General features: G+C 59.9%; 18 protein-coding genes. 9 read left to right on the top strand and 9 right to left on the bottom strand.

Translation table 11 applies throughout. The features are described 5' to 3' along the window. Positions 1-68: 68 nt before the first annotated feature. Positions 69-269: a hypothetical protein gene (locus PMI27_RS0229965; protein ID WP_033053704.1), complete on the bottom strand. Its 201-nt coding sequence runs from the start codon at positions 267-269 to the stop codon at positions 69-71. Positions 270-631: 362 nt separating this feature from the next. Between PMI27_RS0229965 and PMI27_RS00895 the strand changes: the two genes are divergently transcribed. The 7 genes from PMI27_RS00895 (at position 632) to PMI27_RS00925 (ending at position 15,455) form a co-directional block, all read left to right on the top strand. Beyond that, positions 632-2,155: a fumarate hydratase gene (locus tag PMI27_RS00895; protein ID WP_008156025.1), complete on the top strand. Its 1,524-nt coding sequence runs from the start codon at positions 632-634 to the stop codon at positions 2,153-2,155. Between the two features lie 235 nt (positions 2,156-2,390). Then, entirely contained in the window at positions 2,391-6,929 is a 4,539-nt protein-coding gene (locus tag PMI27_RS00900) for a SpvB/TcaC N-terminal domain-containing protein (RefSeq protein ID WP_008156027.1), read from the top strand. Beyond that, a complete protein-coding gene (locus PMI27_RS0229960; RefSeq protein ID WP_008156030.1) occupies positions 6,926-9,667 on the top strand; it encodes an RHS repeat domain-containing protein in 2,742 nt (913 codons plus the stop codon). The genes PMI27_RS00900 and PMI27_RS0229960 overlap by 4 nt, the downstream gene beginning before the upstream one ends. A gap of 105 nt (positions 9,668-9,772) precedes the next feature. After that, on the top strand, positions 9,773-11,539 hold the full coding sequence (locus PMI27_RS00905; protein WP_033053703.1) for a sensor histidine kinase: 1,767 nt from the start codon (positions 9,773-9,775) through the stop codon (positions 11,537-11,539). Further along, positions 11,533-12,864, top strand: a complete 1,332-nt coding sequence (locus tag PMI27_RS00910; RefSeq protein WP_008156035.1) for a sigma-54-dependent transcriptional regulator — start codon at positions 11,533-11,535, stop codon at positions 12,862-12,864. Before PMI27_RS00905 ends, PMI27_RS00910 begins: the two co-directional genes overlap by 7 nt. 395 nt (positions 12,865-13,259) lie before the next feature. Continuing rightward, positions 13,260-14,579, top strand: coding sequence for an MFS transporter (locus PMI27_RS00920; protein WP_008156039.1), 1,320 nt, complete (start codon positions 13,260-13,262; stop codon positions 14,577-14,579). A 246-nt stretch (positions 14,580-14,825) separates the two neighbouring features. Continuing rightward, the gene (locus PMI27_RS00925) at positions 14,826-15,455 is read left to right on the top strand and encodes a flavin reductase family protein (protein ID WP_008156040.1); all 630 of its coding nucleotides are present in this window, start codon (positions 14,826-14,828) and stop codon (positions 15,453-15,455) included. Here the strand turns inward: PMI27_RS00925 and PMI27_RS00930 are convergent, their stop codons facing one another. Further along, positions 15,456-15,686, bottom strand: coding sequence for a hypothetical protein (locus PMI27_RS00930; RefSeq protein WP_008156042.1), 231 nt, complete (start codon positions 15,684-15,686; stop codon positions 15,456-15,458). Between the two features lie 41 nt (positions 15,687-15,727). Continuing rightward, entirely contained in the window at positions 15,728-16,081 is a 354-nt protein-coding gene (locus tag PMI27_RS00935; RefSeq protein ID WP_008156044.1) for an antibiotic biosynthesis monooxygenase family protein, read from the bottom strand. 335 nt (positions 16,082-16,416) lie between these two features. On the opposite strand from PMI27_RS00935, the gene PMI27_RS00940 reads away from it, so the two are divergent. Continuing rightward, positions 16,417-17,346 (top strand): AraC family transcriptional regulator, encoded by a 930-nt coding sequence (locus PMI27_RS00940; protein ID WP_008156046.1) that lies wholly within the window; start codon positions 16,417-16,419, stop codon positions 17,344-17,346. A gap of 113 nt (positions 17,347-17,459) precedes the next feature. Here PMI27_RS00940 and PMI27_RS00945 read toward each other — a convergent pair whose 3' ends face one another. The 6 genes from PMI27_RS00945 to PMI27_RS00970 form a co-directional block, all read right to left on the bottom strand. Beyond that, positions 17,460-18,515: an ABC transporter ATP-binding protein gene (locus PMI27_RS00945; protein WP_008156048.1), complete on the bottom strand. Its 1,056-nt coding sequence runs from the start codon at positions 18,513-18,515 to the stop codon at positions 17,460-17,462. Positions 18,516-18,530: 15 nt separating this feature from the next. Beyond that, complete coding sequence (locus PMI27_RS00950) at positions 18,531-19,379, bottom strand: ABC transporter permease (RefSeq protein WP_008156049.1); 849 nt, start codon at positions 19,377-19,379, stop codon at positions 18,531-18,533. After that, a complete protein-coding gene (locus PMI27_RS00955) occupies positions 19,376-20,284 on the bottom strand; it encodes an ABC transporter permease (RefSeq protein WP_008156051.1) in 909 nt (302 codons plus the stop codon). The genes PMI27_RS00950 and PMI27_RS00955 overlap by 4 nt, the downstream gene beginning before the upstream one ends. Positions 20,285-20,427: 143 nt before the next feature. After that, a complete protein-coding gene (locus PMI27_RS00960; protein ID WP_008156052.1) occupies positions 20,428-21,531 on the bottom strand; it encodes an ABC transporter substrate-binding protein in 1,104 nt (367 codons plus the stop codon). Positions 21,532-21,748: 217 nt separating this feature from the next. Continuing rightward, positions 21,749-23,197, bottom strand: coding sequence for an aldehyde dehydrogenase family protein (locus tag PMI27_RS00965; RefSeq protein ID WP_008156054.1), 1,449 nt, complete (start codon positions 23,195-23,197; stop codon positions 21,749-21,751). Then, entirely contained in the window at positions 23,194-24,831 is a 1,638-nt protein-coding gene (locus tag PMI27_RS00970) for a 5-guanidino-2-oxopentanoate decarboxylase (protein WP_008156056.1), read from the bottom strand. Before PMI27_RS00970 ends, PMI27_RS00965 begins: the two co-directional genes overlap by 4 nt. Positions 24,832-24,990: 159 nt before the next feature. Between PMI27_RS00970 and PMI27_RS00975 the strand changes: the two genes are divergently transcribed. Next, positions 24,991-25,872, top strand: coding sequence for a LysR substrate-binding domain-containing protein (locus PMI27_RS00975; protein ID WP_008156058.1), 882 nt, complete (start codon positions 24,991-24,993; stop codon positions 25,870-25,872). Positions 25,873-25,899 lie beyond the last annotated feature (27 nt).

Genomic DNA, 25,899 nt, shown 5'->3' with positions numbered 1-25,899 from the left:
ATTCAATTTTAAGCGCGGAAAACTGGCGTCAATGCCGTGACTCCGCGTGCAAACCATTTCCCCTCACCCTAGCCCTCTCCCCAAGGGGCGAGGGGACTGACCGAGGTGATTAAAAGCTCTACATCGACCTGAATTACCGAGTCGATCTCAGGATCTGAAAAGCCCACGATCTGCTCCCTTCCCCAAGGGGCGAGGGGACTGACCGAGGTGATTAAAAGCTCTACATCGACCTGAATTACCGAGTCGATCTCAGGATCTGAAAAGCCCACGATCTGCTCCCTTCCCCCCAGGGGCGAGGGGACTGACCGAGGTGATTAAAGCTCTACATCGACCTGAATTACCGAGTCGATCTCAGGATCTGAATAGCCCACGATCTGCTCCCTTTCCCCCTCTCCCCCGTGGGGAGAGGGTTGGGGTGAGGGGTGGATCTCCCCAACCACCCCCAATCCTATGCGACCAACGATTGACTACCGGCGGGTGTGCCCGGAACCGAGGCGCGTTATACTGCCGCGCCTTTTTAGCGTCGCGCCAGCAGCCCCGGCGTGCCTTGTAAAGGTGCTTGCAACCGACCGATGCACCCAAGCTGCAAGCACCTTATTGAATGTTCCCGTCTTTTAGAGGAGCGCGACTCATGACCGTGATCAAGCAAGACGACCTGATTCAGAGCGTTGCCGACGCCCTGCAATTCATTTCCTATTACCACCCCGTTGACTTCATCCAGGCGATGCACGAAGCCTACCTGCGCGAAGAATCGCCAGCGGCCCGTGACTCCATGGCGCAAATCCTGATCAACTCGCGGATGTGCGCCACCGGCCACCGCCCGATCTGCCAGGACACCGGCATCGTTACCGTCTTCGTTCGCGTGGGCATGGACGTACGTTGGGATGGCGCCACCATGGGCCTGGACGACATGATCAACGAAGGCGTGCGCCGGGCTTACAACCTGCCGGAAAACGTCCTGCGTGCCTCGATCCTCGCCGACCCGGCGGGCGCTCGTAAAAACACCAAGGACAACACCCCGGCCGTTATCCACTACTCCATCGTTCCGGGTAACACCGTGGAAGTGGACGTGGCGGCCAAGGGCGGCGGTTCCGAGAACAAGTCGAAAATGGCGATGCTCAACCCGTCCGACTCGATCGTCGACTGGGTGTTGAAAACCGTTCCGGAAATGGGCGCCGGCTGGTGCCCACCGGGCATGCTCGGCATCGGCATCGGCGGCACCGCCGAGAAAGCCGCGGTGATGGCCAAGGAAGTGTTGATGGAATCCATCGACATTCACGAGCTGAAAAAGCGCGGCCCGTCCAACCGTATCGAAGAGATGCGTCTGGAGCTGTTCGAGAAGGTCAACCAACTGGGTATCGGCGCCCAGGGCCTCGGTGGCCTGACCACCGTGCTCGACGTGAAGATCATGGATTACCCGACCCACGCCGCTTCGTTGCCGGTGTGCATGATCCCGAACTGCGCCGCCACCCGTCACGCGCACTTCGTGCTCGACGGTTCCGGCCCGGCCTCCCTGGAAGCGCCACCGCTGGACGCCTACCCGGAAATCGTCTGGGAAGCCGGCCCATCGGCCCGTCGCGTCAACCTCGACACCCTGACCCCGGAAGACGTGCAGAGCTGGAAGCCGGGCGAAACTGTCCTGCTCAACGGCAAGATGCTCACCGGTCGCGACGCCGCGCACAAGCGCATGGTCGAGATGCTGAACAAGGGTGAAACCCTGCCGGTGGACCTGAAAGGTCGCTTCATCTACTACGTCGGCCCGGTTGATCCAGTGCGCGAAGAAGTGGTTGGCCCTGCCGGTCCAACTACCGCGACGCGGATGGACAAGTTCACCCGTCAGATCCTCGAGCAAACCGGCCTGCTGGGCATGATCGGCAAATCCGAGCGCGGCCCGACCGCGATCGAAGCGATCAAGGACCACAAAGCCGTTTATCTGATGGCAGTCGGCGGCGCGGCTTACCTGGTGGCACAAGCCATCAAGAAATCCCGCGTGGTGGCTTTCGCCGAATTGGGCATGGAAGCGATCTACGAGTTCGACGTGAAAGACATGCCGGTTACCGTGGCGGTTGATAGCAAGGGTGAGTCGGTACACATCACCGGTCCTGCCATCTGGCAGAAAAAGATCAGTGAAAGCCTGGCGGTAGAAGTGCAGTAAACGCTTCAGCTTGCCAACACGGCCGGGTCGTCTTTCAGATGACCCGGCCGTTTTTTTGCGTGCCACTTTTCCCATTCGCTATAAAGCGTCGTGTCGTCCATCTTATTCGGTCTAAAAATACCGGCCTGACCTGTCACATCTGACAGGTCACACCTTCCCCTGATTTTGTTAGCGTCGCTCTATCACGCGACACCGTTGCTACGGGAGAGCGCAAAGCCGACACAGGATCAGCCCCATGGAAGAGCAAGCCTCCCTGAGCATTACTGAACCCTCCATCGCCAAGAGTGCTTCCATTGCCACGATTGGCAAAAGCTGGGGATCGATCGGCGTGACGGGCAGTGCCTCGTTCGAGTTGCCGCTGCCCCTTTCAGCAGGGCGCGGTTTCGACCCCGCCATGGCGCTGGGCTATGACAGCCAGGGCGGTAACGGTCCGTTCGGCATTGGCTGGCAATCGGGCACCCGTGCCATCACTCGCCGGACCAGCAAGGGCGTGCCCGATTACCTCGCCACCGACATCATGGTCGGCCCCGGTGGCGAGGATTTGATGCCCGAGCTGGATGACGAGGGCAAGCCAAGGTCCAGAAAAGAAACCCGGTATCGCGACCTCCCCATTGGTGAGCACGATGTTGTGCGCTACTGGCCACGTGTAGAGAGTTCGTTCGATCTGATCGAGCTGTGGAATTCAGACGCCAACCCTCAAGGATTCTGGCTGGTGCACGGTGCCGACGGAAGCCTGCATCTTTATGGCAAAAATGCAGCATCCCGGCGGGCAGACCCTCAGGACGAAGACCGGGTAGGCGTTTGGCTTCTGCAGGAAAGCATGAATGCTCATGGCGAGCACATGTGCTTCGAGTACAAACCAGAAGCCCCTCATGATCAAGGCAATGCACATGACTACAGCGCTCAGCGTTACTTGCACCGCGTGCTTTATGGCAACTTCGAGGCAAGCAGCCACTTGTATGGCTGGAACGTACTGAAGCTGGCACCGCCTTCGTGGCATTTCCACCTGGTGTTCGACTACGGCGAACGCACCCTCGATCTGGAAAAGAAACCGCTCTACGGCCCGCCATTCGATGCGACCGGCGAGGGTTATGGCGAGTGGCAACTGCGCAGCGACCCCTTCCACAGTTACACCTACGGATTCGAACTGGGCACCCGACGCCTGTGCCATCAGGTCTTGATGTTTCACCATTTCCCCGAGCAGTTGGGACCGAAACCTGTGCTGGTTCGTCGATTGTTGCTGCAATACCAGACGACTCCCCTGGAGTACACCCAACTGGCAAAAGCGCACTATCAGGCGTATGACGCCAGCGGCGCCGTGGAAGACATACCGCCGGTGGAGTTCGACTATTCAGAGTTCGAACTCAACAAACAGTCGAGCCCGTTTTTCCCGTTCGAAAACATGCCCGGTATCGAGGACGGCGCGCTCCATCAATGCGTTGATTTGTTCGGTGAAGGCGTGCCGGGGTTTCTCTGTCGTTACGACCAGAGCTGGTATTACCGCGAACCCTTGCGCGCACTGACGGGGATCGATGACATCCACTACGGTCCATGGACAGAACTGTCCCGAATCCCCGTGGCCGATCGCAATCAACCGACCTATCAGGCGTTGACCGATATGACCGGCGACGGTCGGCTCGACTGGATCCTCGCCTCACCCGGCATGAGTGGTTTCCACACCCTAAACCCCGATCGCAGCTGGTCAGGGTTCATTCCCTTTACCGCACTCCCGGTAGAGTTTTTCCACACGCTTTCACAGTCTGGCGACTTGATGGGCGACGGGCTCAGCTCGATGGCGCTGATCGGCCCGCGCAGCGTACGCCTGTACGCCAATCGGCGTGAGGAAGGATTCGCCCCCGGTCAGGACGTCGAGCACACACCGGACAGCGATCGCCTGCCACTGTTCAGCAACTCACGCAGCGAACTGGTGTTGCTCGGCAACTTGCTGGGCAGCGACATGACCGAGCTGTGCCGCATCCGGCACGACGAAATCAAATGCTGGCCGAACCTCGGTCACGGTCGGTTCGGCAAGGGTTTTGTCATGAGTGCCCTGCCCTTCGACTACGCGACATTCGACGCGGCGCGGGTGCGGATTGCCGACCTCGACGGCTCCGGCGCACCGGCACTGATTTATCTGAAGTCCGATTGTTTCGAGATCTATTTCAATCACGGCGGCAATGGTCTGGAGCAACCCCCCGTCACGGTCCCGTGGCCCGACGGCATTCGTTACGACAACCTGTGCCAGGTCACCCTCGCCGACCTGCAAGGCCTGGGGTGCGCGAGCCTGATTTTGACCGTGCCGCACATGAAGCCACGACACTGGCGCTACGATTTCGTCAGCGCCAAGCCTTACATGCTGGTCGCCAGTAACAACAACATGGGCTGCAGCACCCAGGTGGTGTATCGCAGTTCGGCGCAGGAATGGCTGGATGAAAAGAATCGGATACTCAAGTTCAAACGTTTGCCGATTTCCTACCTGCCGTTCCCGGTACCCGTGGTCAAGCAACAAAGCCAGCTCGATGAAATCACCGGCAACTGCCTGAACCAGTTTTTCCAGTATTCGCAGGGTTACTACGATGGCCGGAACCGCGAGTTTCGCGGCTTTGGCCTGCTGCGCCAGACCGACAGCGAAACGGCCGCACGGGCAGACGACATCGGCTTTACCGCCCCGGCGCTGGTCTGCACCTGGTTTCACACCGGACGGCTGATCGACCTGCCTCGCGATGGCTATTTCAATCGCGATCCCGAAGCCCTTGCCTTGAAACCCACGCTGTTTTGCCACTACCACCGCAACGATCATTTTGATGATCCCGTCCCTCCCGCCGACGAAGCCACCGCCCACGAAATCGCCCGCGCCCTTGCAGGTTCGGTGTTGCGCGTGGAGACCTACGCCGCCGACGATGACCTGTCCACGGCGGTGCCGTTCGCGGTGGAGGAAAGTCGTTACAAGGTCCGCGAGCTGCGCAAAAAGGCAGACCATGACGCCTACCCGATCATGCTGCCCTTGCAACTGGAAACGATCAGCTACCAGTACGAACGCTTCGAGAATGACCCGCTGTGCCGACATGAAATCACCTTGGGCCATGACGAATTCGGTCTGCCTGTGCATGCCATCACGATCAGTTATGCCCGGCGCAGAAACCCGGATAATGACGAACCACCGTTCGATGACGTTGATGAAAAAAAGTGGTGGTTTGATGCCCATGACCCGGCGCAACAGTCCTATTACCTGAACGAAACCCGCGCCGAGTACATTCATTTGCAGGAGGACCTGCAAGGCTGGCGACTGGGTCTGCCCTATCGGCAACGGGGCAACGCAATGGTCTTGCCCAAGGGAACGGCACCCGCAGGACTGACCCCGGCAGATATCTCCCATGAACGGTTGCTCGAGCTGTACGCCACGCCCGAATGGGTCGCTCAGAGGCTACTGACCACGCAGTCGGTGTATCGCTACGTCAAGACTGACGGCCGAGCACCGCTTGACGACGGCAAGGCCGATTTCGAGGCACTGCGGGCACCGTTGGAACTCGCACAACTGGACAAGACAGCACTGCAAGCCTACGACACGGTGCAGTCGCTGGATATTCGGGAAGAACTGGAAAAAATCGGCTATTCGGCCATGCCTCTGGTGCTGGGGGTAGACGAGGCGGCAGACAAGGAAGAGGACAAGGAGAGAAACCTATGGTCGTCCCGCTATGGTTTTGCCAGGTACGGCCAGCTCGATAGTTTTTACAAAGTGATGGAGTACAACGAAACGACCAGTTATGGCATCACGACAGCCCAGTACGATGCCTACTGTCTGCTGCCCAAAAGCATCACGCAGCCGGACTTGTGCGAAGCCCGTTTCGAATATGACTATCACGCGCTGCAACTCATGCGCAGCATCGATGCCAATGACAATGTCGAGGAAGCCCTTTACGAGCCGTCCGGAGACCCCCTTGCCATCAGTTTTTATGGCACTGAAGACGGCATAGAAGTGGGTTTTTGCCCCCTCAGTGAACAAGATCGTCCCATTGACCATCGTCCCGACACTGCCATCGAAGATCCCAAAGGCGCCCTGAAAAATGCAGCCAGCGTATTGCGCCAGGACCTGTTCAGCTGGATGGGCGAACTCCCTGATTCCGTCAGGCAGACACCTGACTGGCTGGCCACCTGGATCGCGCAGGGTGACGTGCTACCCAGCCTGCACATTTGCGCCAGCGCCCGCCGTCGCCTGTCCCGGCTCAAATCCCTGACCGCACCTGAACAAGCGCTGCTCGACCTGATCAACACCGTTCCCCGCGAACCGGTGCACAGCGTCGTCCTCACCGCCGACCGCTATTGGGATGATGAGCTGCAACAAATCCAGATCGTCAAAGCCTTTGTGGATGGTTTCGGCCGGCCATTGCAGACCAAACAGTTGGTCGAGCCGGGGCAGGCTTTCGTGGTGGAAGACGGTGAGCTGGTGATTGAAGACGGCAAGCCCAAGGTCGCGCACGCCGACCCGCGCTGGCGTGTCAGCGAACGTGTGGAATACAACAACAAAGGACTGCCTGTTCGGGCATTTCGCCCTTACTTCGCCAATGGTCATCGCTATATCAATGACCATTCCTTCCGTGAGTTCGGCCATCACGATCAGAACTTTTACGACGTGCTGGGTCGCCAGAACAAAGTCATCAACGCCAAAGGCGATGTCGCGCTCGAGATCATCCATCCCTGGTACACCTCCAGCCTGGACTTCAATGACACCTACGTTGCGCCGCCTGAAAGTGGGTTGAAGGCAGGCAAGCCATGACGACTTCGGTTAATTGGCGCACCCCGAACCTGACAGTCATCGATAGTCGGGGCTTGCCGATTCGCCAGGTCGGGTACTTGCGCAAGGTCGCTGCCGGCCCCGTGGAACCCCTGATCGGCCGCCAGCGCTACGACGCCGCCGGGCGACTGTTCGAGCAATCGGACCCGCGACTGGTCGGAGGCGTCCCCAACCTCGCCACCGTCTACCGACTCTCCGGTGAGCCGCTTAAAGTTTCCTCTGTGGATGCCGGCTGGCGTTTGAGCCTGCCAGGGCCAGCCGGTGAAGCACTGCAACGCTGGGACCAACGCGGCAATCATTGGCGCACCACCTACGACCTTCTGTTGCGCCCGATTGCCATCGAGGAAAACGGTGAACCCAACGTCGAAACCTTTACCTACGCCGATGCCGCTGCCGATCCCGCGTTTAACCTGCGCAGACAATTGACCAGGCAACTCGACCGCTCCGGCACCTTGAGCTTCGACAGCTACAGCCTGCTCGGACAACCCCTGCGCGAAACCCGAACCCTGGCCGAGGGCAAGCCTTACGTCAGCAGCCGAATGTATAGCCCAATCGGAACAGTGTTGAGCCAGACCGATGCCGGTGAGCACCAGCAACAGTCGCGTTACGACATCGCCGGGCAGCTCAAGCAGGTTCAGTTGCGGATCAAAGGCAGCCCGAACTGGCAGCCGGTGCTCAAAGATGCGCAGTACAACGCCGCTGGCCAGATCACCGAACAACGGGCCGGCAATGACGTGCTTAGCACCTGGACCTACGACCCGGCCGATGGGCGCCTGTGCATGCAACGGGCACAAAAAACCGCCGAGCCGGCGCTGCAGGACCTGCAATATTTCTACGATCGCGTCGGCAATATCACCCGCCTCGAAGACCACACCTTCCAGCCGATTTATTTCGCCAACCAGCTCGTCGACGGCCACCGCGATTTCACCTATGACTCGCTGTACCGGCTGACCCGCGCCAGCGGTTACGACGATGCGCTGCCGTCGGATGTTCCGGGCCGGCCTTCACCCGGCGACCCGAACAATCGGCTCAACTACCAACAACACTATGATTACGATCACGGCGGTAACCTGATCGAACTGCGGCACGTGCGGGCGGGTGCTTCTCACACCAACAAGATGATCATCGACCCCACCAGCAATCGCGGCGTGCGCTGGAAAGACGGAGATCCTGCCCCGGTTTTCCCCGAGTTGTTCGACGTTCATGGCAACCTCCAGCACTTGCAGCCGGGCAAAGCCTTGCAATGGAACAGCCTGGACCAACTGGAATCGGTCACGCTGGTCAAACGCACCAACGCCGCCAATGACGAAGAGTTCTACCGCTATAGCCAAGGCGTTCGCGTGTACAAACGCCATGAAACCCACACGTCCTCGCTGACTCATTTCCAGGAAGTGGTCTACCTGCCGGGGCTGGAAATCCGCACCCGCGACAACGGCGAAGAACTGCACGTGATCACCCTGCCCGGCGGACACGGCAGCGTGCGTTGCCTGCACTGGGTCACTGGCAAACCCGTCAACATCGCTGCCGATCAAGCGCGCTACAGCCTCGACGATCATCTGGGTTCCTGCGCGCTGGAGCTCGATCAAAATGCACAGGTGATCAGCCAGGAAGGTTATTACCCGTTCGGCGCCACGGCCTGGTATGCGCGGGGCAGAGAGGTGGATGTCGACTACAAAACCATCCGCTATTCGGGCAAGGAAATGGATGACAGCGGGCTTTACTACTACGGGCTGCGCTATTACGCGCCATGGTTACAGCGGTGGATCAATCCGGACCCGCTGGGGGCTGTGGACGGGTTGAATCTGTACCGGATGGTGGGGAACAACCCGATCAACTTTGTTGATGACCAAGGGGGAATGATGAGCCCAGCTTTACAAAAGCATCAACAAACCATCATTCCGATGGGCTCCTCGTCGTCGTCCAGTAATCCCTCAATCGAAAGCAATATGATGAGTTCCTCTGGCTCCCATGCGCTGGTATTCGAACCGGGAGAAAATCCCCCCGGCAAGCTACCGCCTGAACCTGCGCCTGAGGGTTCACTGTTGAAGCGAGCTACTTTGTGGGCTGTTAACTCGAAAGTCGGGTTAGCCTTGTCTCCGGTTGCGACCTCGAGTCCTGCTAGCGCATTGGTCGTTTCGACGGTTCTCACCGCCGCCGTACAGTTCTCAATGTCCGCAACTCTGTTTAACCCGAATTGGTCACCACCTGGTTCTTGGAATTCAACCGGGGATGGCTCTATCCCTCACAAAGACGTGACCCAGAATACCCAAAGTATATTTAATATGACCACTATCGGTGTAACCGCTTTCTTTGCGGTGGCCGGGACTATTCTGGGCCCGATAGTCGGCGGTTATGTCGACGAGCTCAGAGGTACAAAGGCAAAAGCTGAAAAAAAAGCCAAGGCCGGTGAGATGAGCACCAATATCAATAAACTAATTGCCGAGCAACGTTTGTTAGAGAACGTGACCCAGAAGGCGCAGGACTCGCTTCATGAGCAGGTGCTGGAAGTCGAAAGCTTGATCGGCATTACGTGGAACACCATGGAGATGCTCGAGAAAATTCAAAAACTGAGGCCTGCAATCGACAGTGCGAGCGGTGCGTCCTCACGTCGAAGCTCGGCTTTCTCTCAAGCCTCCATTAATGACAGCCTTCGCCAAAGACAACTAAACCGGACCCGGCGGCTCTCCAGTAACAGTTCAATGCATAGCGCGCGTGAATAACAAAATAGAGCATTCGGGACTCCAGAACTTCTGGTTTCCCTTTTCTCTTACGGCGGGCACGCCATGCTATGGTGCCCGCCCGACTTTCTACCTGTTTGCGCCAGCATGCTGCCGACTTCCCGTACCGTTCGCTTGTCGTTGTATACCCTGTTGATCCTCACCGGCGCGGCCCTCGCGGCCGGTTTGGCCATTCGTCACGCAGAACGTCAGGCTCTGGTGGAAGACGCCGCCCGCGCCAATCAGCAATTGGCTCTCTACGCCAACTCCCTGCACACCCTGATCGATCGCTACCGCGCCCTGCCGGCGGTGCTCGCGCTGGACCCGGATTTACGTGCCGCGCTCAAGGGTTCGGTATCTGCTGAACAGCAGGACGCACTGAACCGCAAACTGGAAAAGATCAACGGCGCGGCGCAATCCTCGACCCTGGAACTGCTCGACCACACCGGTCTGGCGGTGGCCGCCAGCAATTGGCGTTTGCCCAGCAGCTACGTCGGCCACAACTATGGCTTCCGCCCCTATTTCAGCGAAACACGCACCCAGGGTACCGGGCGTTTTTACGCGGTGGGTGTGACCAGCGGGATTCCCGGTTACTTCCTGTCCAGCGCGGTCACCGGTGACGACGGTCAGTTCCTCGGCGCAATGGTAGTGAAGCTCGAATTTCCGGAACTGGAGCGCGAGTGGCGTCAGGGCAGCGACACGCTGCTGGTCAGCGATGCACGCGGGATTATCTTCATCGCCAATCAGCCGGGCTGGCGCTATCGCCTGTTGAAACCGCTGAGTGACAGCGATCACGCCGAACTCAAGACCACCCGCCAATACGACAAACAACCGCTGACACCGCTCGAATATCAATCGGTGCGGCGCTTCGACGACAACAGTGATCTGACGCGGGTCGTGGGGCCTGACGGGACGGCCAATTACCTGTGGGAATCGCTGCCGCTGAGCACTGAAGGCTGGACGTTGCACCTGCTGCGCCGCCCGCAAATCGCGTTCGAAGACAGCCGCAACGCCGGGCTCGCCGCCGCCGGGTTGTGGCTGGCCGTGGTGTTTTTGTTGCTGTTCCTCAATCAGCGCTGGCGTCTGGCCAAACTGCGACAGCGCAGTCGCGAAGAGCTGGAACAACTGGTGGAAGAACGCACCCGCGACCTGCGCACCGCTCAGGATGGCCTGGTGCAGTCGGCCAAACTCGCCGCCCTCGGCCAGATGTCTGCCGCGCTGGCTCATGAAATCAATCAACCGCTGACCGCCCAGCGCATGCAGCTTGCTACGCTGAGGCTGCTGCTCGATCACGGTCGGGTCGACGACGCTTACAAGGCGCTCAAACCGGTGGATGACATGCTGACGCGCATGGCCGCCCTCACCGGCCACCTGAAAACCTTCGCCCGCAAAAGCCCCAGCGGCCTGCGCGAACGCCTGGATTTGGCGGCGGTGGTCGACCAATCATTGCAGTTGCTGGATGCGCGCCTGCGTGACGAACACATCAGCACCGTGCTGCACCTGACGCGCCCGGCCTGGGTGCGTGGCGATGCGATTCGTCTGGAACAGGTACTGATCAATTTGCTGCGCAATGCCCTGGACGCCATGCAGGACAAACCCTGCAAACGCCTGGAAATCCGTCTCGAAGCCGACGAACAACTCTGGCGCCTGACCGTCGCCGATAACGGTGGCGGCATTGCCGAAGAGCACTTGGCCAATGTGTTTGATCCGTTTTTCACCACCAAACCGGTGGGTGATGGCTTGGGCCTCGGGCTGGCCGTATCCTTTGCCATCGTTCACGAATCGGGCGGACGCCTGAGCGCCGACAATCATGCAAACGGCGCGGTGTTCACCGTGACCTTGCCCATCGACCTGGAGGCTCCTGGCTCATGCTGAATTCAGTGATGGTGGTCGACGACGAAAGCAGTATTCGCAGTGCCGTCGAACAATGGCTGAGCCTGTCGGGTTTCGAGGTGCAGTTGTTCAGCCGCGCCGATGAGTGCCTGGCGCAGCTGCCGAAGCATTTCCCCGGGGTGATCCTCAGCGACGTGCGCATGCCAGGCATGACCGGCCTGGAACTGCTGGCCGAGGTTCAGCGCCGCGATGCCGACTTGCCGGTGATTTTGCTGACCGGTCACGGCGATGTGCCGATGGCGGTCGAAGCGATGCGCGATGGCGCGTACGACTTCCTTGAAAAACCCTTCAGCCCCGAAACCCTGCTCGGCAGTCTGCGCCGCGCGCTGGACAAGCGCCGGCTGGTGCTGGAAAACCGCGCCCTGCACGAGCAAGCGGACAACCGCGCCAAACTCGATGCGACGTTGCTGGGCGTGTCCCGTGGTTTGCAGACGCTGCGTCGGCAAGTGCTGGACCTGGCGACGCTGCCGGTCAATGTGTTGATTCGCGGTGAAACCGGCAGCGGCAAGGAACTGGTTGCCCGTTGCCTGCACGACTTTGGTCCGCGTGCCGACAAACCGTTTGTGGCATTGAACTGTGCGGCGATCCCCGAGCAGTTGTTCGAGGCCGAGCTGTTCGGTCACGAGAGCGGCGCGTTCACCGGCGCCTCGGGCAAACGCATCGGCAAGCTCGAATACGCCGATGGCGGCACGCTGTTTCTCGATGAAATCGAAAGCATGCCGCTGGCCCAGCAGGTGAAATTGCTGCGGGTATTGCAGGAGCAGAAGCTGGAGCGGTTGGGCTCCAATCAGAGTATCCGCGTGGATTTGCGAATCATCGCCGCGACCAAACCCGACTTGCTGGACGAAGCCCGGGCCGGACGCTTTCGCGAGGATCTGGCCTATCGGTTAAACGTGGCCGAGTTGCGCCTGCCACCGTTGCGCGAGCGGCGTGAAGACATTCCGCTGTTGTTCGAGTCGTTTGCACAAAATGCCGCCGAGCGTTTGGGCCGCACTTTTCCACCGCTGAGCGGCCCGCAGTTGAGCCATCTGCTGAGCCACGACTGGCCGGGCAATGTGCGCGAATTGGCGAACGTCGCTGAGCGGCAAGTGTTGGGGCTAGGTGAGCCGGAACCGGTGGGGATTGACCCGGGGCAATCGCTGGCGGCGCAGCAGGAAGCGTTTGAAGCGCATTGTTTGCGCGCGGCGTTGACCCGGCATAAGGGCGATGTGAAAGCGGTGCTTGAAGAGCTGCAACTGCCGCGCCGGACGTTCAATGAAAAGATGCAGCGGCATGGCCTGACCCGCGAGATGTTTTTGGGGGAGTGAGTTTTCACTCTGGATTTTCAGTGATGCTGAAATCCATCCCCTCACCCCAGCCCTCTCCCCACTGGGGAGAGGGGGAAAGGGAGCCGATCTCCATGCTTTTCAAACCTGAGTTCGACTCGATTTTCCAGGTCGATGTACCTCGAGAGAACACCTCGGTCAGTCCCCTCTCCCCCCTGGGGCGGTCCGACGTTTCGGGAGGGTTAGGGTGAGGGGTGGCTCTCCCTGAGTAAGCGGATTTCCGCTCACGCCCCCGCACCCCGTAAGCAAACATCCGCTCACAAACTCCCGTCACCCCCTCTAAACCGGCCCTCCTCCCCTTGGCACATCTCCTGCTATAGCCCAAGCAGGCTGCGTTTCAACGCGCTCCACAAAAACAATTAAATGAAGGATCCGTCATGGATAACTCACAAACCCTGCCTCTTGGGTCGGCAGCTGCGCCTGCCAAAGAAAGAACCACTGCCAGTCGCATCAAATCGATCTTCAGCGGCTCTGTCGGCAACATGGTCGAGTGGTACGACTGGTACGTCTACGCCGCCTTCTCCCTGTACTTCGCCAAGGCCTTTTTCCCCAAAGGCGACACCACCGCACAACTGCTGAACACCGCCGCGATCTTCGCCGTGGGCTTCCTGATGCGCCCGATCGGTGGCTGGCTGATGGGCCTCTACGCCGACAAGGCCGGTCGCAAGAAAGCACTGATGGCTTCGGTGTATTTGATGTGTTTCGGCTCGCTGCTGATTGCCCTGAGCCCTGGTTATGAAACCATCGGCATTGGCGCACCGATCCTGCTGATTTTCGCTCGCCTGCTGCAAGGTTTGTCGGTCGGTGGCGAGTACGGCACCTCGGCAACATACCTCAGCGAGATGGCGACCAAGGATCGTCGCGGCTTCTACTCCAGCTTCCAGTACGTGACCCTGATCTCCGGCCAGCTCATCGCGTTGGCAGTGCTGATCGTGCTGCAACAGACCCTGACCACCGAGCAGCTGTATGCCTGGGGCTGGCGCATCCCGTTCGCCATTGGCGCGCTGTGTGCCGTGGTCGCGCTGTACCTGCGTCGTGGCATGGAAGAAACCGAGTCGTTCACCAAGAAAGAGAAGGCCAAGGAAAGCGCGATGCGCACCTTGATGCGCCATCCGAAGGAACTGATGACCGTGGTCGGCCTGACCATGGGCGGCACCCTGGCGTTCTACACCTACACCACGTACATGCAGAAATACCTGGTGAACACCGTCGGCATGAGCATCTCCGACTCCACCACTATTTCGGCCGCCACGCTGTTCCTGTTCATGTGCCTGCAACCGATCATTGGCGGGCTGTCGGATAAAGTCGGTCGTCGGCCAATCCTGATTGCCTTCGGTATTCTCGGGACGCTGTTCACCGTGCCGATCCTGACCACCCTGCACACCGTGCAGACCTGGTGGGGCGCGTTCTTCCTGATCATGGCGGCACTGATCATCGTCAGCGGCTACACCTCGATCAACGCGGTGGTCAAAGCCGAACTGTTCCCGACCGAAATCCGTGCGCTGGGCGTCGGCCTGCCGTACGCGCTGACCGTGTCGATCTTCGGCGGCACCGCTGAATACATCGCACTGTGGTTCAAGAGCATCGGCATGGAAACCGGTTACTACTGGTATGTCACCGCGTGTATTGCCGTGTCGTTGCTGGTCTACGTGACCATGAAAGACACCCGCAAACATTCGCGGATCGAGACGGACTAAGTCCGCCCGCGCAATAAAAACAGGGGCAGGCCTTAACGGGTCTGCCCCTTTTTATTTGCCTCAACCCAAACCCTGTGGGAGTGAGCCTGCTCGCGATAGCGGTGTGTCAGACAACAAATTGGTTGCCTGACACACCGCTATCGCGAGCAGGCTCACTCCCACATTATTCGGATCTCATCGCTGGAAATTATCCATTCGTCCCAGCACTATGACGCGATCTCCGAATAAGCCCCAGGAAAGCCTTCCATGCCCGACGACATCCACTTCTACGAACCCGCCAACGGCCACGGCCTGCCGCATGACCCGTTCAACGCCATCGTCGGCCCGCGCCCCATTGGCTGGATTTCTTCCCAGGATGCCGATGGCCGCCTGAACCTGGCACCCTACAGCTTCTTCAACGCCTTCAACTACATTCCGCCGATCATTGGATTTTCCAGTGTCGGGCGCAAAGACAGCCTGAATAACATTGAGCGAACCGGCGAGTTCGCCTGGAACCTGGCGACCCGTCCGCTGGCCGAACAGATGAACCAGTGCTCTGCCATGGTCGAGCCTGAGGTCAACGAGTTCGAGTTGTCCGGGCTGACCCCGGCAGCGTCGAAAATCATTCAGGTGCCGCGCGTCGCCGAAAGCCCGGTGTCCTTCGAGTGCAAGGTCACGCAGATCATTCAGTTGCAGCGGGCCGATGGCAACGTGGTGCCGAGCTGGCTGATTCTCGGCGAAGTGGTCGCCGTGCATATCGCCAAGTGGCTGTTGAAGGATGGGGTGTACGACACCGCCGCGGCAGAACCGATTCTGCGCGGCGGCGGGCCAGCGGATTATTTCCAGCTGGGGCCTGAGGCGTTGTTCAAGATGTATCGCCCGGGGGCGAAAAGGTAATTACCAGATCAGGTCGCCGTCTTCGCTGACGTCCCTGAGACGGGTCAGTTCCTTGGCTGCGGCCTCATCGGCCTCATGGGCAGTTTTAAAGGTCTGTTCTTCGAGCAGCTTGTGAAAGCGCGGTGCGCCCGAACCACCGATGGCCTTGGTGGCAATTGCGGCGTGATATCCGCCCTCACGGGGTACTACGGCAGATACGGCTTCGAAGGTTTCAAAGGCTTTGCGTGCCATGTCGCGGATCCTGCTGAATGGAGAATTGAGCCATTAAACCCTCAACCCGCCATTTTGTGTACCCACGACTGGGACTGCCCCTGCGCCTGGGCAGCCGACACGTCCTTGAAGGTATGAAAATCCAGGCTGTTGACCACCAGGTCTTGCACCAACCCGGCAAAAATCTGCATGGCCGGGGTGCTGAAGTAAGCGGTCATCGCCTGCTGGTTCATCCAGAAGCCGGACACCAGCCACAACTCCGGATCGCATTGCGAATGCTGCAAGGCAAAGCTCAGGCAACCCGGTGCGCTGCGGGACGGCTCGATCAAGGCGCTGAGGCGCGCACCGAGTTCCGTCGAACGCCCGGCGCGGGCGCGGACAAAGGCCATATGACTGACGGGGATCTGCGTAGACATGTTCAACCCTCCCAAGTACTCGAGTGGCAGCCGTGGGACGGGCTGCGACAGGATCCAAGGTTAAGCGCGCCGGTGGAAGCGCGGTTAGTCGATTCCTGCCGGCTTATTGCACAATCCTGCGCGGCTTCTCGAAAAGCCTGTAACAACCTGTTAAAGCTTTGGTGCCAATGAAACAGGGCTTTCAAGCAAGTTTTCCTTGGGTTGGCCTGTCATAGAGGCGCCGTTAATCCACTCTGTGCAGAATCAGGCAAGGTTGAGGCAGGATGTGTCTACCGCTTCGTCTTGCACAAACTTAAGCTCACCTCATTACTGACGCCCCACCGAGGATGCCTTGCATGTCGTCGCTCGATCATTTTCAAGCCCCGCTGGACGCCGACATGGAGAAACAGCGCGCGGAACTGGCCGCTATCATTCGCCATAACACGGCGGAGGATGGCACTTATGCCACTGCCGTCGGCTCGCTCTTCATGTCTCGCCATAGCCAGTCCCATGAGTTTGCCCCGGTACTGGCGCAACCTGCGCTGTGCATCATGGCGCAGGGCCGTAAAGAGGTCAGGCTGGCCGATGAATACTTCAATTACGATCCGCTGAATTACCTGGTGGTCTCCGTCTCAATGCCATTGAGCGGACGAGTGGTGAACGTCACGTCTGAAGAACCAATCCTCGCGGTACGGCTGGATATCGACCCGGCGGAAATCTCCGCGCTGATTGCCGATGCCGGTCCTCTCGGTGTGCCCACCCGGCCGACGGGACGCGGCTTGTATGTCGAACGGATCGACACCGCGATGCTCGATGCGGTGTTGCGTCTGGCACGTTTGCTGGACACACCAAAAGACATCGCCATGCTCGCGCCGCTGATTCGCCGGGAGATTCTGTATCGGTTGTTGCGCAGTCAGCAGGGCCATCGGCTGTACGAAATCGCTATCGCCAACAGCCAGAGCCATCGCATCAGCCAGGCGATCAAATGGCTCAACGGCAACTATGAACAGCCGTTGCGCATCGATGATCTGGCGAAGGAAGTGAACCTGAGTGTGTCGACGTTGCATCACCGGTTCAAGGCGATGACGGCGATGAGTCCGTTGCAGTATCAGAAGCAACTGCGCCTGCAAGAAGCGCGGCGGTTGATGCTGGCGGAAGGCTTGGAGGCTTCGGCGGCGGGGTATCGGGTCGGGTATGAAAGTCCTTCGCAATTCAGCCGGGAGTACAGCCGATTGTTTGGGGCTCCGCCGTTAAGGGATTTGGCGCGGTTGCGGTTGTCGGTTTGACAGCCCCCTGTAGGAGCAAGGCTTGCCCGCGATTGGCTTGATGCGGTGTATCAGTTACACCCAGTCATCGTTCATCGCGGGCAAGCCTTGCTCCTACAGGTACGGTGGTGTTTTCAGGCGCCGAGTACTCGGCAAGCCTCAGCCGGCAATGTCACCGACACCGGGTTGCCAATGCTCAACCCAAACCCCTGACACGGCGTACTCAACGCCGTAAACGACACCCCGGAACACTCCACGGTCGTTTCAATCGTCGCGCCAATATCACGCACGAACGTCACCTTACCGAGCAACCGATTCCCCGCCGTCGCCTGCGGATGCGACAGTTGCAGGTCCTCAGGGCGAATTAGCATCTTCACTTTCTCACCGACCACAATGCTGCTGCAGATCGGCACTTCCAGCGCATCGCCACCCGGCAACCCAACCTTTCCGTTGCCCAGCGCCGTGGCCGGGAAAATATTGCCCGAGCCAATAAAGTCCGCAACAAATTCATTGGCCGGGTGACGATAAATCTCAATCGGCGTGCCCACTTGCTGCACCCGATGCTCACCCAATACCACGACGATATCCGCCATGGTCATGGCTTCACGCTGGTCGTGGGTCACCATGATGGTGGTGATGTTCAAGCGTTGTTGCAGCTGACGGATCTCCACCTGCATCGATTCACGCAGCTTGGCGTCCAGTGCCGACAGCGGTTCGTCGAGCAGGAGGATTTTCGGCCGCGAGGCAATCGCCCGGGCAATCGCAACGCGCTGACGTTGACCACCGGAGAGTTTGGCCACCGGGCGATCAATCATCTCGCTCAGCTGAATCAGTTCGAGCAACTCCACCACCCGCGCCTGCTGATCAGCCTTGCTGACACCACGCAGTTTCAGCGGATAGGCGATGTTCTCCCCCACCGTCATGTGTGGGAACAGCGCCAGGGATTGAAACACCATACCGAAATTACGTTGATGCGCCGGCGTGTGGCCAATGTCTTCACCGTCCAGGCGAATCTCGCCGCCGCTCAGGGTTTCGAGCCCTGCAATCATTCGCAGCAAGGTGGTTTTACCGCAGCCCGAAGGGCCGAGAAAACACACCAGTTTGCCCTCAGGCAAATGCAGGTTTACATCCTTTACCGCGCAGGCCGAGCCGTAATGTTTCTCGACGTTTTCCAGAATCAGACCAGTCATGTTGCACCTCAAGAATCAGAACGAAACGCCACCTTCACCAACCAGCTTCTCCAACGCCCAGATCAGGACGAAGTCGATCAGCACGATCAGCACGGCAAACGAAAATACGGTTGGGTCGAGCGAAGACACGGTGCGGCTGTACATCCAGATCGGCACGGTCATGACGTCGATGGTGTAGAGGAAGTAGGTCACGGTGAATTCGTTGAACGAGACGATGAACGCCAGCAGCATCCCCGCCAGAATCCCCGACTTCATCAACGGCACCACCACATCGATAATCGCCCGGGTCGGCGAAGCGCCAAGCATCTGCGCGGCTTCTTCGACTTCGCTGCCGATGGAGAGCATCGCGGCGGTGCAGTTTTTCACCACGAACGGCAGCGCCAGGATCACGTGGGCAATCACCAGTCGCGACGTTGTGATTTGAAAAGGCAGGCTGTCAAACACCAGCAATAACGCCAGCCCCAACACCACCATCGGGAACACCAATGGCAGCGACATCAGTTGCAGCGCCACGGCTTTGCCGCGGAACTCGCAACGGGTCAGGGCATAGGCTGCCGGCACCGCGACAATCGTCGCAAACACCATGGTCAGGCACGCCACCATCAGGCTGGTGGTCATCGCTTTGCCGAGGCTCAGCACATCGCTGGAATCCGGCGACACGAAGGTGTTCCAGGCGGCCTTGTACCATTGCAGGCTGTAGCTGCTCGGCGGGAAGTCGAGGTTCGACGCACCGCTGAACGACATCACGATCATGGTCAGGATCGGCAACACCGCCAGCAGCAGGATGAAGCCCGAGAGGATGCCGGCAAACTTGCCGGTCTCGCCGGGCAGCAGCCCATAACGTTTCTTGATCAGGGTGCTCATTGGGAAGCCTCCAGCATGCGCCGACGACGGCCAGTGATGTATTCGGACAAGGTCATGATCGCGAGCGTAGTGACAATCAGCACCACACCGGCAGCGGAGGCGGCAGGCCAGTTCATCAGCGGGGCGATCTGGTCATGGACCATCACGGCCAGCATCGGCACGCGTCGGCCACCGAGCAGCAATGGCACCACGAAGCTGCTGGCGTTGTAGGCGAATACCAACGTCGCACCGGTAATGATCCCCGGCATGCTCATCGGCAGCACCACTTGGCGGAACACCTGAAAACGGCTGGCGCCCAGGGTTGCAGCGGCTTCTTCATAAGTCCGGGCGACGCCGCGCATGGCGCTGGCAATCGGCAGCACGGCCAATGGGAACGCGGTTTGCACCAGGCCCATCAGTACGCCGTTCTGGTTGTAGAGCAGCATGATCGGACGCTTGATCAGGCCCAGGCCCATCAGCGCCTGATTGAGCATCCCGCCCGGGCCAAGAATTACCAGCCAGCCATAGCTTTGCAGCAACAGGTTGACCAGCAATGGCAGCAGCACCGCAGCGAGGAAGATCCGGCGCACAAACGGTGAGGTCAGCCGCGACATGGTGTAGGCCACCGGGATCGCCAACACAACCGCGATCACCGCGCTGATCAGCGCCAGACGCAGGGTCAGCAGCAAGGATTTGAGGTAATACGGTTCCAGCAGTTGGGCGTAACTGGCCAGGCTGAACCCGGTCCATTCCGCGCCTTTGGTGCCCACGCTCATGCGCAGTACCAGCAGGCTGGCGGCGATCAGTACGCCCAGAAACAGCATCGACGGCGAGAGGAAAATCCAGGCACGCGTCGTCGGCGAAACACCCCGATTGGTGCGCACTGGAGCGGCGACGACCGGATGAGTCAGAGGTTGGTGTTCCATAGCAAGGGTCTCGTCAATGGAAGATCTTGGCGAGTGCTGCGCACTCGATCGCGGGCAAGCCTTGCTCCTACAAGAGCAGCGCCTTACCTGTAGGAGCATGGCTTGCCCGCGATGAGGTTCGAAGAACCTCCCGGCGATTCAGATCAGGAAGAAAAGATTTCCGTGTAACGACGAATCCATTGGTCATGCACGGAGGCCAGGAAGGCGTTGTCGTGCATGATCGCCTTCTCGGCAATCTGCTCAGGCGTGAGGATGTACGGGCTCTTGCGCGCTTCGGCGGAGATGATCGCCTTGGCGTTGACCGGACCGTTGTAGATGTCCTCAGCCATCTTGCCCTGCACCAGTGGGTCCAGAGAGTGGTTGATGAAGGCGTAGGCCAGGTCGGTATCGCCCGGACGATTCTTCGGCATCACCGAGAGCATCAGGTCGGTGTAGAAACCTTCCTTCATCCCGAACGTGGCACCCAGACCGTAAGCCGGGTCGCGGATCTGTTTCGGGAAAAACGCAGGAGCGTACAGGCCACCCATGTCCAGCGAGCCGGTGCGGAACAGTTCGGCGATCTGGTTCGGGTTTTCACCCAGGGTCACTACGCGACTTTTCAGCTCGGCGAGTTTCTTGAAGCCCGGTTCGATGTTGTGTTCGTCACCACCGGCCAGTTTGGCGGCGATGATGATCAGGTCCATCGCTTCGGTCCAGTTCGGCGGCGGCAGGAAGATGTTCGGCGCCAGCTCGGGATCCCACAGCGACGCGTAGCTGTCCGGCGCTTCCTTGATGGTGCGGGTGCTGTAGACCAGGCTGTTGCACCAGAGCAGGTAACCGATGCCGTGGCCATTGGCGCCGGTGCGGTATTTCTCCGGTACGTCGACCAGGTTGGGAATGCGGTTGAGGTCGGGTTTTTCCAGCAGGTTGGCGGCGGCCAGACCTTCGGCGCCGACGCCTGCCAGGGTGATGATGTCGTACTGCGGACGATCACCGCCGGCCTTGAGTTTGGCGACCATTTCCGAGGTGCTGCCAGTGCGGTCAGCGATGACCTTGCAGCCGTATTTGTCTTCGAAGGTTGCCGCGATGTTACGCAGTGCGGCCAGGCCCGTGTCATCGGACCAGGTCAGCAAGCGCAGGGTTTTACCCTGGAAGCGTGTGTCGCTGGCATTGGCCTTGACGAAGGGCAAACTCATGGCGGCCGCTGCCACCGAGGCTACGCCTACGGTCTTGATGAATTGACGTCTGTTCAGATCATGTTCGCCCATTACGGACTCCCTTTGTTTTTGTAGGTATAAGGCAGGTCGAAACTGTTGCATCCGCGCGACCGATTCAGCATTAGCCCCCGTATTTTCGGGGGTTTGGCTGAGCCAGCGAGTTCATCCTGAGGTCGTGTAAAACACCTGACTATCGATAAAAACTCATTGAAGCCATGACGCCAGCGCATGCCTCATCACGAGGCATGCGCTCACCTTTTTCGTGCCGTCAGACCGCTCGAATCACGTGTTTGATTTCCTGGAAAGCCTGCAAGCCCCACGGCCCCAATTCGCGACCGATGCTGCTCTGTTTGTAGCCACCCCAAGCGGTCTGCGGGAAGATCACTTGCGGCGCGTTGATCCACACAAGCCCCGCCTGCAAGGCGTTGGCGACCCGATCTGCCGCTTCGGCGTCGCGGGTGACCACGCTGGCCACCAGACCGAACTGGCTGTCATTGGCCAGGGCAATCGCCTCGGCCTCGGTGGCAAAACTGCGCACGCAGATCACCGGGCCGAAAATCTCTTCACACCACAGCGCACTGCCTGGGGGCACGTCCGTGAAAATTGTCGGCTGCAAAAAATAACCGCGTGGCAGGTCTGCCGGACGATTGCCGCCGCAAACCAGTTTGGCGCCGGCACTCAAACCGCGATCGATGTGACCGAGCACGCGTTGGTATTGCGCCTGATTGACCAGTGCGCCCATTTCCACGTTCGGGTCGAACGGGTCGGCCACGCGAATGGCTTCGGCGCGGGCCTTCAAACGGGTGAGGAATTCGTCCGCCAGTTCATCGGCGACCAGCACGCGGCTGGTGGCCGAACACATCTGCCCGGCGTTGAAGAAGCCGCCACCACAGGCCACTTCCACGGCCAGTTCGATGTCTGCGTCTTTGAGCACCAGCAGCGAGGATTTACCGCCCAGTTCCAGGCTCACGCCCTTCACGGTTTCTGCGGCACGTTGCATGACTTGAACACCGACCGCGTTGCTGCCGGTGAAGGAAATCTTGGCGATGCGCGGGTCGGCCGACAACGGCGCACCGACCGCCAGGCCAGTGCCGCAGACCAGGTTGAACACGCCGTTGGGCAGGCCGGCCTCGGCGATGATCGTCGCCAGTTCCAGTTCCGGCAGCGGCGTGACTTCGGACGGCTTGAGCACCACGCAGCAACCGGCGGCCAGGGCCGGGGCGAGTTTCCAGGCGGTGGTGACCATCGGGAAGTTCCACGGCACGATCAGGCCGACCACACCGCACGGCTCACGGCGCACACGAGCGCTGAAGTCGTCGGTTGGCAGCTCGACGTTACTGTCTTGCTTGGCATCGAGGCCTTCGGCTAAACCTGCGTAGTACTCGAAGGTGGCGATCACGTCGTCGACATCGATGGCGGCTTCAAACAGCGGCTTGCCGTTGTTGCTCGATTGCAAATGCATCAACTGTTCGCGACCGGCCTGCACGCCCGCAGCGATTTTGCGCAGGATCGCGCCGCGCTCGGCGCCGGTGGTTTTCGACCAGTCGGCGAAGGCGTTGGTTGCGGCAGTAACGGCTTGCTCGACTGCGCGTTCATCGCCGCCGTTCACGGTGGTCAACAGGGCTTCGGTGGCCGGGTTGATTACGCGCAGGTGTTCGTTGCCGGCAGACCATTGGCCGTCGATGAACAGGCCATCCAGAGTCGTAGGGAAAGTCATTTCGACACCGCCTTCATCCAAACAGTCTGATCGATTTCAATCAGGGTCGGACCCTGGCGATCGGTGGCGGCGCGCAGTGCGCTGCGCAGTTGCTCGACACCGCAGATGGCTTCGGCTGCACAGCCCAGCGCCTTGGCCACACCGATGAAGTCCGGGGTGTAGATGTCGACGCCGACCGGTTCGATGGCGCGGTTGACCATGTATTTCTTGATCTCTTCGTAGCCCTGGTTATTCCACAGCAGAACGATCACCGGCGTGCGCGCTTCAACGGCGCTGGCCAGTTCCGGCAGGGTAAATTGCAGGCCGCCGTCGCCGATCAGGCACACCACCGGAGGACGTGCGCCGTTTTCAACGCTACCGCCGAGCCAGGCGCCGATGGCAGCCGGCAAGGCGTAACCGAGGGTGCCGTAACCGGTGGACGAGTTGAACCAGCGACGCGGGCGTTCCGGGTTGAAGGTCAGGTTGCCGGTGTACACCGGTTGGGTCGAATCGCCAACGAAGACTGCGTTTGGCAGTTCGTGCAAGACGGTTTCCAGGAAACGGGTCTGGGCCAGGGTCGGCGCGTCCCAGGTGGCGGCCAGTTCGTCGCGCAAGCGTGCGGCACGGACCTGGCCCCAATCGTTACGGCGCTCGGCCAGCGAGTGGTGGGACAGTTCGCTCAGCAAGGCTTGGGCGGCGTTGCGCGAGTCGGCTACCAATGCGACTTTCGGCGGGTAGTTGCGCACGGTCTGGTCGGGGTCGATGTCCACACGCAGCAGCACGCCTGGAATCTCGAAACCGCCGGCGAAGGTCACGTCGTAATCGGTCTCGGCCAGTTCGGTGCCAATCGCCAACACCACGTCAGCTTCAGCCACCAAAGCACGAGTCGCGACCAGGCTTTGGGTCGAGCCGATCAGCAACGGGTGATTGGATTCGAGCATGCCTTTGGCGTTGATGGTCAGGGCCACCGGGGCGTCCAGCAGTTCGGCCAGTTCAGTCAATTCAGCGGCCGCATCGATGGCGCCGCCACCGGCGAGAATCAGTGGGCGCTTGGCACCGGCCAGCAACGCGGTCATGCGGCTGATTGCGCTCGGCGAGGCACCGGCGCGGTCGATGTTCACCGGTACGCTGGCGAGCAGGTCATCGGCCTCTTCGACCAGCACGTCCAACGGAATTTCGATATGCACTGGACGCGGACGGCCGGCCTGGAACAGCGCAAAAGCGCGAGCCAGGACGCCCGGCAATTCAGCCGCCGACATCAAGGTGTGGGAGAACGCTGCAACGCCGCCGACCAATGCGCTCTGGTTTGGCAGCTCGTGCAGCTTGCCGCGACCGCCGCCCAACTGGCTGCGCGATTGCACGCTGGAGATCACCAGCATCGGGATAGAGTCGGCGTAGGCCTGGCCCATGGCGGTGGTGATGTTGGTCATGCCAGGGCCGGTGATGATGAAGCACACACCCGGTTTGCCGCTGGTGCGAGCGTAACCGTCGGCCATGAAACCGGCGCCCTGTTCGTGACGTGGAGTGACGTGGTTGATGCTCGAACGGGCCAGCCCGCGATACAGCTCCACGGTGTGAACCCCGGGAATGCCGAACACCTGCTCAACTCCGTAATCTTCGAGTAACTTGACCAATACTTCGCCGCACGTCGCCATGTCTTTGCCCTTCTTGTTCGTTTGAGACGCCGGACCTGCGCAGTGTTTATGATGAGTGGGCAGGTCCAGGGATGGCCTCATTGGAACGGGCGACACGTAGCCGCAACAATGGATAAAAAGTCATACTAGCCATGTCCTCACGTCATACCTTGGATCCCAATGAAACGATTGCCTCCCCTGCCGGCGCTGCACACTTTTCTGATTACCGCGCAGTGCTGCAACTTCACCCGCGCTGCCGAACAGCTGTACATCACCCAAGGTGCGGTGAGTCGGCAGATCGCCGGGCTGGAAGAACATCTGGGTTATGAACTGTTCATTCGCCAGGCCCGCGGCCTTGACCTGACGGCCGAAGGACGGGAATGGCTGCCACGGGTCCAGCAGATTTTCGGCTTGATCGACGAAGCCGTGGAGCAGATCGGCGAGAAGCGCGAAACCCTGCAACTCAAGGCCCCGACGTGTGTCATGCGCTGGTTGTTGCCGCGGTTGTTGCAGTGGCAACGGGAGCGCCCGGATGTGCCGGTGGAATTGACCACCACGGTCAAGCACGGGGTGGATTTTCATCGCGAGCAGTTCGATGCAGCGGTGATGTACGGCGCACCGCCGGACAGCGCGCTGGCCTCTTTTCATTTGTTCGATGAGCAATTGACGCCGGTCTGCTCCAAACCTCTGCTGGAAGGTCCAGTGCCGCTGATGACGCCGGAGGATCTGGAACAGCACATGCTGCTGCACCCGACACGGGATGAACGGGACTGGAAGGCCTGGCTGGCCACTGCGGATATTCGCTTGAGCAATGTCGGCAAGGGTCAGCATTTCGAAACGCTGGACCTGGCGATGTCGATGGCGTCCCAAGGGACAGGCGTGGCGATCGGGGATTGGTCGTTGATCGGCGATGATTTGAGTGCGGGGCGGCTGGTCATGCCGTTTGAATTGAAGGTGAAGACCGGGTTGGCGTATTACCTGGTTTTCCCCGAGAAACCCGGGCCTTCGCCGAAGTTGCGCGAATTGATGGGGTGGTTGGTGGAGCAGGCTCAGGCGCGGTGAATGTGTGTGGCGAGGTGTGTCAGTTAG

Source organism: Pseudomonas sp. GM41(2012) (assembly GCF_000282315.2).
Classification (GTDB): domain Bacteria; phylum Pseudomonadota; class Gammaproteobacteria; order Pseudomonadales; family Pseudomonadaceae; genus Aquipseudomonas.
Note: the sequence above shows the minus strand (reverse complement) of the source record. Positions and strands in the feature narration are given on the sequence as shown.

Excerpts from the sequence above, each read along its gene's own strand:
- PMI27_RS00895 (WP_008156025.1), top strand. The coding sequence starts at position 632 with ATGACCGTGATCAAGCAAGACGACCTGATTCAGAGCGTTGCCGACGCC.
- PMI27_RS00900 (WP_008156027.1), top strand. The coding sequence starts at position 2,391 with ATGGAAGAGCAAGCCTCCCTGAGCATTACTGAACCCTCCATCGCCAAG.
- PMI27_RS0229960 (WP_008156030.1), top strand. The coding sequence starts at position 6,926 with ATGACGACTTCGGTTAATTGGCGCACCCCGAACCTGACAGTCATCGAT.
- PMI27_RS00905 (WP_033053703.1), top strand. The coding sequence starts at position 9,773 with ATGCTGCCGACTTCCCGTACCGTTCGCTTGTCGTTGTATACCCTGTTG.
- PMI27_RS00910 (WP_008156035.1), top strand. The coding sequence starts at position 11,533 with ATGCTGAATTCAGTGATGGTGGTCGACGACGAAAGCAGTATTCGCAGT.
- PMI27_RS00920 (WP_008156039.1), top strand. The coding sequence starts at position 13,260 with ATGGATAACTCACAAACCCTGCCTCTTGGGTCGGCAGCTGCGCCTGCC.
- PMI27_RS00925 (WP_008156040.1), top strand. The coding sequence starts at position 14,826 with ATGCCCGACGACATCCACTTCTACGAACCCGCCAACGGCCACGGCCTG.
- PMI27_RS00930 (WP_008156042.1), bottom strand. The coding sequence starts at position 15,686 with ATGGCACGCAAAGCCTTTGAAACCTTCGAAGCCGTATCTGCCGTAGTA.
- PMI27_RS00935 (WP_008156044.1), bottom strand. The coding sequence starts at position 16,081 with ATGTCTACGCAGATCCCCGTCAGTCATATGGCCTTTGTCCGCGCCCGC.
- PMI27_RS00940 (WP_008156046.1), top strand. The coding sequence starts at position 16,417 with ATGTCGTCGCTCGATCATTTTCAAGCCCCGCTGGACGCCGACATGGAG.
- PMI27_RS00945 (WP_008156048.1), bottom strand. The coding sequence starts at position 18,515 with ATGACTGGTCTGATTCTGGAAAACGTCGAGAAACATTACGGCTCGGCC.
- PMI27_RS00950 (WP_008156049.1), bottom strand. The coding sequence starts at position 19,379 with ATGAGCACCCTGATCAAGAAACGTTATGGGCTGCTGCCCGGCGAGACC.
- PMI27_RS00955 (WP_008156051.1), bottom strand. The coding sequence starts at position 20,284 with ATGGAACACCAACCTCTGACTCATCCGGTCGTCGCCGCTCCAGTGCGC.
- PMI27_RS00960 (WP_008156052.1), bottom strand. The coding sequence starts at position 21,531 with ATGGGCGAACATGATCTGAACAGACGTCAATTCATCAAGACCGTAGGC.
- PMI27_RS00965 (WP_008156054.1), bottom strand. The coding sequence starts at position 23,197 with ATGACTTTCCCTACGACTCTGGATGGCCTGTTCATCGACGGCCAATGG.
- PMI27_RS00970 (WP_008156056.1), bottom strand. The coding sequence starts at position 24,831 with ATGGCGACGTGCGGCGAAGTATTGGTCAAGTTACTCGAAGATTACGGA.
- PMI27_RS00975 (WP_008156058.1), top strand. The coding sequence starts at position 24,991 with ATGAAACGATTGCCTCCCCTGCCGGCGCTGCACACTTTTCTGATTACC.